This window comes from Actinotalea sp., assembly GCF_035443605.1.
Lineage (GTDB): Bacteria > Actinomycetota > Actinomycetes > Actinomycetales > Cellulomonadaceae > Actinotalea.
Genome location: NZ_DAORSQ010000170.1, coordinates 1 through 3,615, shown reverse-complemented (window position 1 = coordinate 3,615; position 3,615 = coordinate 1). Strand labels below are relative to the sequence as shown.

Here is a 3,615-nt window from a genome sequence, read left to right as displayed (position 1 = left end):
GACCGCGGGGCACTCTTCTTCGGCCTGATCCTGCCGCACGGGCTGCTCGAGCTGACGGCTGTGTTCGTCGCCGCCGGTATCGGGCTGCGGCTGTTCTGGTCGTGGGTGGAGCCCGGGCCGATGGGCCGGCTCGAGTCGTTCGCGAAGGAGGGGCGCACCGCCATCGCGATCTCCCTGGGCCTGGTCGCCGTGCTGTTCGTGAGCGGGGCGATCGAGGGCTTCGTGACGCCGTCGGGATTGCCGACGTGGGCGCGCATCCTCATCGGGGTCGTCGCCGAGGCCCTTTTCCTCGCCTACGTGTTCGTCGTCGGCAGGTCTGCGGCAGCCCAGGGCGTCACGGGGGACGTCCTCGCCCGTGACGCCGGGGACGTCGCCCCGGTGGCCGCCGCCTGACCGGCCACGTCAGAGCAGGCCCTGGCGCTTCAGCATGAGGTAGTGGTCGGCCAGGCGCACCGGGAGGTCGTCGGGCGCCGCGTCGAGCACGTCGACGCCCAGCTGTTCGAGCGCGGATGCCGTGCGTCGCCGTAGCGCCACCGTGCGTTCCGCGGCGGCCGCGTCGTAGACCTCGGACGTCGAGGTCCGCGCCCCGGTCATCACCTCGAGGGCCGGGTCGCTGACCGAGGCGACCACGACCCGGTGGTGTGCCGCGAGGGCGGGCAGGACGGGGAGCAGACCCTCCTCGATCGCTGATGACTCCAGCGACGTGATGAGCACGACGAGTGCCCGGTGGGTGCCCAGGCGCACGACCTCGGTGGCCAGGGCTCGCCAGTCGGCCTCGACGAGGCGCGACTCCACCGGGGCGAGCGTGCTGATGGTGTCGTGCAGCAGCCTGGCCCGGTCGGTGCCGCTGATCCTGGCGTGCACCACCCGGTCGCCGGCGATGACCTGGACCCGGTCACGTGCGTGCCCGGCCAGCGCGGTGAGGAGGAGCGCGGCATCCATCGCGGCGTCGAGCCGGGGGGCGTCGCCGATGCGACCGGCGCTGGTGCGCGAGGTGTCGAGCACGATGACGACGCGCCGGTGCTGCTCGGGCTGCCAGGTGCGCACGACGAGGTGCTGGCGCCGGGCGGTCGCCCGCCAGTCGATGGAGCGCACGTCGTCACCCTCGACGTACTCGCGCAGGCTGTCGAACTCGGTGCCCTGCCCTCGGGTTCGCACGGCCGCGCGCCCGTCGAGCTGGCGCAGCACCGCCAGCCGGCTCGGCAGGTGCCGCCGCGACGGGAACGCGTGCAGCGCCCTGAACGACCCCGGCACCGGGAGCGACCGCTGGCGCGCGGCGAGCCGCAGCGGCCCGAGGATCCGCACGGTGACGCGGTCGGCTCGCCGGTCACCCCGCCGGGTCGGGGTGAAGTGGGTGGTCAACCGCACCCGCTCGTGCGGCGGCACGGTGAGGTCGTGCACGGCATCCTGCGCTCCGGCGGAGGGTTGCCAGGCGTCGCGGAGCAGTCCGCGGACCCCACGTCCCGAGGTGTTGGTGACCCACAGGCTGCTCGTCGTGCTCTCGCCGAGGCGCACCTGCATGGGCCCACTGCGCACGATGCTCAGTGCGCTCGGCCGGCTCGCGAGCAGCACGTCGAGCGCGACGAGCAGCACGACCGCGAGCAGCCACCACCGGACCGTCGCACCGCTCGGCCACACGGCGACCGGTGCCAGCCCGAGCAGGACCAGCACCACGGTGCGCCAGGTGATCGCCATCAGCGGGGGACGGGAACCGACCCCAGCGCGCTGTCGAGCACCGCGCCGACGCCGACGCCCTCGAGCTCGGCCTCGGGGCGCAGGGAGAGCCGGTGGGCGAGCGTCGCGTGCGCGAGGGCCTTGACGTCGTCGGGCGTGACGAACGTGCGGCCGGCCAGCCACGCCCAGGCGCGGCTCGTGGCCATGAGGGCGGTCGCCCCGCGCGGGGACACCCCGAGGGACAGCGAGGGTGAGACCCGGGTCGCCCGGGCGATGTCGACGATGTAGGCAGCCACCTCGTCGGAGATGGAGACGCCACGAACCGCGGCGACGCCCGCATCGAGGTCGGCGACGCTGGCGACGGGTCGGATGCCGGCCGCGGTGAGGTCGCGCGGGTCGAAGCCGTCCGCGTGGCGGCGCAGCACCTGCACCTCGTCGGCCCGCTGGGGCAGGGGCAGCACGACCTTGAGCAGGAAACGGTCGAGCTGGGCCTCGGGCAGCGGGTAGGTGCCCTCGTACTCGACGGGATTCTGGGTCGCGGCAACCATGAACGGGCTGGGCAGGGGGTGCGGGTGCCCGTCGACGCTCACCTGCCGCTCCTCCATCGCCTCGAGCATCGCCGACTGGGTCTTCGGGGGCGTGCGGTTGATCTCGTCGGCGAGCATGAGGTTGGTGAAGACCGGGCCGGGCCGGAAGGTGAAGTCACTCTCGCGGGCGTCGAAGACGAGCGAGCCGGTGAGGTCGCCGGGCATGAGGTCCGGAGTGAACTGCACACGGCGGGTCTCGATGGCCAGCGCGGCCGCGAGCGCACGCACGAGCAGGGTCTTGGCCACGCCCGGCACCCCCTCCAGCAGGATGTGCCCGCGGCACAGCAGCGCGACGAGCAGCCCCGCGACGGCGGCGTCCTGGCCGACGACGGCCTTGGCGACCTCGGCCCGCACGGCGAGGAGCGCCGAGCGCGCACGGTCCGCGTCCGGCACGGCATCCGAGATCGTGGATGCCGTGGTCGCGGAGGTGACGACGTGGTCGGCAGCGGTGGGTTCGGTCATGGGTGGTGGGCCCTCTCCTCGAGGTCGGTGAGCTGCTGGGCGAGTCGGATCAGGGCCGCGTCGTCCACTGGGGGCGGCCCGAACAGGATGTCAGCGACCTCGACGGCGGGGCGACCGGTGGCGCGCGACACGGCGGGCACGAGTCCCGCCGGCCCGGCGCCCCGGTGCACGGCGAGCCGGCTGGCCAGGCGGTCGGCCGTGCCGGCTCGCAGCACGGCTGCCGCCCGTGCGGGGTCGCCGGCCCGGCGATAGAGCCGGCCTCGGCTCTCGGTGGTCTCGATGGCGCGCACGACGACGGGCAGGGGCTCGGGGACGAGCCGGCCGAGGCGACGGCCGCGGGTCAGCGCCAGGGCGATGACGGCGACCCCGAGGAGCACGATTGCCGGCGTGGTCCACGCGGGCCACACGGCCTGACCCGCGCTGCCGCCGTCGTCGAGGTCGGTCGTCCCGGGGTGGTACCAGACGAGGCGGGGAGTGGACCCGAGCGCGCGAACCGCGGTGCCGGCGTGGCTGCCCTCGACGATGGACCGGTTGCTCCAGCCGGGCCCGAAGCCGACGAGGACGGTGTGCGGCGTCGACGCGGTGGCGGCCACCTCGACGAGGGCGGACCCGAACTCCCCGCCGGGGGCGGGCTCCCCGGAGTCGCTGTCGGCATCCGGCAGCGAGAAGCAGGTGGTCACGCCCTCGGCGCCCTCGGCATCGCCGTCGACGAGGTAGCGGGTGTCGACCGCCGAGACGACGTCGCTGTCGCGAGCGACGGTCGACGAGCACCGCGCCACGAGGTCGATGCCGAAACCGGGAAAGGTCGTGATCGGCAGCCCGAGCACGTCGAGCTGGTCGCTGTCGGGCCCGACGAGGACGAGCCGACCTGCTGAGGTCGTCGCCTCGGCGA

Annotated in this window: 3 protein-coding genes and 1 pseudogene; 1 reads left to right on the top strand and 3 read right to left on the bottom strand. The window is 74.4% G+C overall.

The genetic code is table 11. The annotated features are described in order from the left end of the window. A partial coding sequence (locus PKY62_RS12665; RefSeq protein WP_324537502.1) for a stage II sporulation protein M occupies window positions 1-393 on the top strand: 393 nt, incomplete at its 5' end. 9 nt (window positions 394-402) lie between these two features. Here PKY62_RS12665 and PKY62_RS12660 read toward each other — a convergent pair. The 3 genes and pseudogenes from PKY62_RS12660 to PKY62_RS12650 all read right to left on the bottom strand — a co-directional run. Continuing rightward, window positions 403-1,695 (bottom strand): DUF58 domain-containing protein, encoded by a 1,293-nt coding sequence (locus PKY62_RS12660; protein WP_324537500.1) that lies wholly within the window; start codon window positions 1,693-1,695, stop codon window positions 403-405. After that, window positions 1,695-2,723, bottom strand: a complete 1,029-nt coding sequence (locus PKY62_RS12655; RefSeq protein WP_324537498.1) for an AAA family ATPase — start codon at window positions 2,721-2,723, stop codon at window positions 1,695-1,697. The genes PKY62_RS12660 and PKY62_RS12655 overlap by 1 nt, the downstream gene beginning before the upstream one ends. Continuing rightward, a pseudogene (locus tag PKY62_RS12650) lies at window positions 2,720-3,615 on the bottom strand (hypothetical protein); the annotation flags it as partial. The pseudogene PKY62_RS12650 and the gene PKY62_RS12655, both read right to left, overlap by 4 nt.

Bases quoted from the DNA above. Each gene is read 5' to 3' on its own strand.
- PKY62_RS12660 (WP_324537500.1), bottom strand. From the start codon at position 1,695: ATGGCGATCACCTGGCGCACCGTGGTGCTGGTCCTGCTCGGGCTGGCA.
- PKY62_RS12655 (WP_324537498.1), bottom strand. From the start codon at position 2,723: ATGACCGAACCCACCGCTGCCGACCACGTCGTCACCTCCGCGACCACG.